This is a genomic window from Desulfobulbus rhabdoformis, assembly GCF_016919065.1.
GTDB lineage: Bacteria > Desulfobacterota > Desulfobulbia > Desulfobulbales > Desulfobulbaceae > Desulfobulbus > Desulfobulbus rhabdoformis.
In genome coordinates this window covers 1-255 of sequence record NZ_JAFFQA010000201.1, presented here as the reverse complement: position 1 = coordinate 255, position 255 = coordinate 1, and the positions used below count along the sequence as shown (strand labels likewise).

The 255-nt window shown below is 50.2% G+C and carries 1 protein-coding gene; it reads left to right on the top strand.

The window, feature by feature from the left end; all coding sequences use genetic code 11:
* The coding region (locus JWJ90_RS23445) for a transposase (protein WP_240195129.1) at positions 1 to 255 on the top strand (255 nt) is incomplete at both ends.

The following is a 255-nucleotide window of genomic DNA, read 5'->3' as shown; positions in this document are numbered from 1 at the left end:
GTGGCATTGACCAACAGGCTCGGGTTTGGAAAAAGCTATCGGGGAAATATCTCTTCAACGGTTTTGCCTTGGCCAAAGCCTTTCGCGGTAAGTTCCTGGCCGGAGCAGATGCTATCGGCTTGCGGATTACAGACAAAGTCCCGAAAAAATGGGTTGTCCACTGCGACCATATGGGCACCGGCGCACCGGCCTTAAAATACCTCGCAAGGTATTTGTACCGAGGCGTGATTGGAGAAAAAAACATCATTGCCAATA